Genomic DNA, 2,415 nt, shown 5'->3' with positions numbered 1-2,415 from the left:
GTGCGGATGCTCCCCCGGCGGCTGCAGCGCGAACAGGTCGACGACGTTGACCACGCGCACCTGCAGGTCGGGCACGTAGTCGCGCAGCAGCGTCACGGCGGCCAGCGTCTCGAGCGTCGGCACGTCGCCGGCGCAGGCCATCACGACTTCCGGCTCGCCGGCGCTGCCAGCCCAGTCCCAGGTGCCGGCGCCGGTGCGGCAGTGCCGCGTCGCCGCGTCGACGTCGAGCCACTGCCAGGCCGGCTGCTTGCCGGCGACGATCACGTTGACGTAGTTGCGGCTGCGCAGGCAGTGGTCGGCCACCGACAGCAGGCAGTTCGCATCGGGCGGCAGGTAGATGCGCACCACGTCGGACTTCTTGTTCGCGACGTGGTCGATGAACCCCGGATCCTGGTGCGAAAAGCCGTTGTGGTCCTGGCGCCAGACGTGCGAGGTGAGCAGGTAGCTCAACGAGGCGATCGGCTGCCGCCACGGGATGTTCCGGCAGGTCTTCAACCACTTGGCGTGCTGGTTGAACATCGAGTCGATGATGTGGATGAAGGCTTCGTAGCAGGAGAACAGCCCGTGCCGGCCGGTCAGCAGGTAGCCCTCGAGCCAGCCTTCGCACAGGTGCTCGCTGAGCACCTCCATCACGCGGCCGTCGGTGCCGAGGTTCGGGTCGACCTCGTCGATGCGCGCGAGCCATTGCTTGCCCGACACCTCGTACACCGCGTCCAGCCGGTTCGAGGCGGTCTCGTCGGGGCCGAACAGCCGGAAGTTGCGCGCCGCCAGGTTGCGCCGCACCAGCTCGCGCAGGAACTCGCCGAGCACGCGGGTCGACTCGGCCTGCACCGCGCCGGGCTGCGGCACCGCGACCGCATGCTCGCGGAACGACGGCATCGCGAGCGGCTGCAGCAGCTCGCCGCCGTTGGCATGCGGGTTCGCGCTCATGCGGCGCGCGCCGGTGGGGCCGAGCGCTGCCAGTTCGTCGCGCAGCCGGCCGTCGGCATCGAACAGCTCCTGCGGCCGGTAGCTGCGCAGCCACGCGTCGAGCTGCGCGAGGTGCTCCGGCGTCTTCACGTCGGCCAGCGGCACCTGGTGCGCCCGCCAGGTGCCTTCGACCGGCTTGCCGTCGACGGTCTTCGGGCCGGTCCAGCCCTTGGGCGTGTCGAGCACGATCATCGGCCAGCGCGGCCGCTCGACCGGGCCGCCGGCGCGCGCGCGCTGCTGGATCGCGCGGATCTCGGCCACCACGCGGTCGAGCGTCGCGGCGAGCTGCTGGTGCACCTGCGCCGGATCGCTGCCGGTCACGAAGTGCGGCGCGTAGCCATAGCCGCGCATCAGCTGCTCGAGTTCGTCGCGGCCGATGCGCGCGAGCAGCGTCGGGTTCGCGATCTTGTAGCCGTTCAGGTGCAGGATCGGCAGCACCGCACCATCAGTCGCCGGGCTCAGGAACTTGTTCGAATGCCAGCTCGCGGCCAGCGGGCCGGTCTCGGCCTCGCCGTCGCCGATCACGCAGGCGACGATCAGGTCCGGGTTGTCGAACGCGGCACCGTAGGCGTGCGCAAGCGAGTAGCCGAGTTCGCCGCCTTCGTGGATCGAGCCGGGCGTCTCCGGCGCCACGTGGCTCGGGATGCCGTACGGCCACGAGAACTGGCGGAACAGGCGGCGCATGCCGTCGCGGTCGCGCGTGATGGTCGGATAGCGCTCGGTGTACGAGCCCTCGAGCCAGGCGCTGGCGACCAGCCCCGGGCCACCGTGGCCGGGGCCGATCACGTAGATCATGTCGAGGCCGTGCGCAGCGATCACGCGGTTCAGGTGCGCGTACAGCAGGTTCAGGCCGGGCGTCGTGCCCCAGTGGCCGAGCAGGCGCGGCTTCACATGGGCTCGCGTCAGCGGCTCGTCGAGCAGCGGGTTGTCGCGCAGGTAGATCTGCCCGACCGACAGATAGTTGGCGGCGCGCCACCACGCATCGATGCGCTGCAGCTGCTCGGGCGACAGCGGCCCGGCCGGATGCCCGGCGGTGGTCATGGCGGAGTCGTTCATCGGATTCCTCCTTGCAGCGCCGATGATGGGCCGACGGGCGCCGGCCGACTATGCTGCAGATCAATACCCGCACTGAAGGCCTGCCGCGATGGAACCCCTGCTGCTCACGCTGAACGCCGGCTCGTCGTCGATCAAGCTCGGGTTGTTCCGCCTCGGCGGCGACGGGCCGTCACCGGTCGGCCGCGGCCGGCTCGACCTGCAGCAGGTGCCGCTCGTGCTGTCGCTCGAGCGCGAAGGCCGCCATGCCGAATGGCCGCTGCAGGCCCCGGTGACCGAGTCGCTGCACGAGGTGGCCGACGCGATGCTCGATGCGCTCGAGCGCGACGGCGTGCTGGCCGGCCTGCACGCGGCAGGGCACCGCGTCGTGCATGGCGGCCTGCAGCACCGCGG

1 protein-coding gene and 1 pseudogene are annotated in these 2,415 nt (G+C 71.1%); one reads left to right on the top strand and one right to left on the bottom strand.

All coding sequences use genetic code 11. The features are described 5' to 3' along the window. On the bottom strand, nt 1-2,025 hold a 2,025-nt coding region (locus AC1D1T_RS31860), incomplete at its 3' end, for a phosphoketolase family protein (protein ID WP_477993368.1). 88 nt (nt 2,026-2,113) lie between these two features. Here AC1D1T_RS31860 and AC1D1T_RS31855 point away from each other — a divergent pair. Then, nucleotides 2,114-2,415, top strand: a pseudogene (locus AC1D1T_RS31855) (acetate/propionate family kinase); the annotation flags it as partial.

It is taken from the genome of Rhizobacter sp. P2_H3 (genome assembly GCF_056403355.1).
Note: the sequence above shows the minus strand (reverse complement) of the source record. Positions and strands in the feature narration are given on the sequence as shown.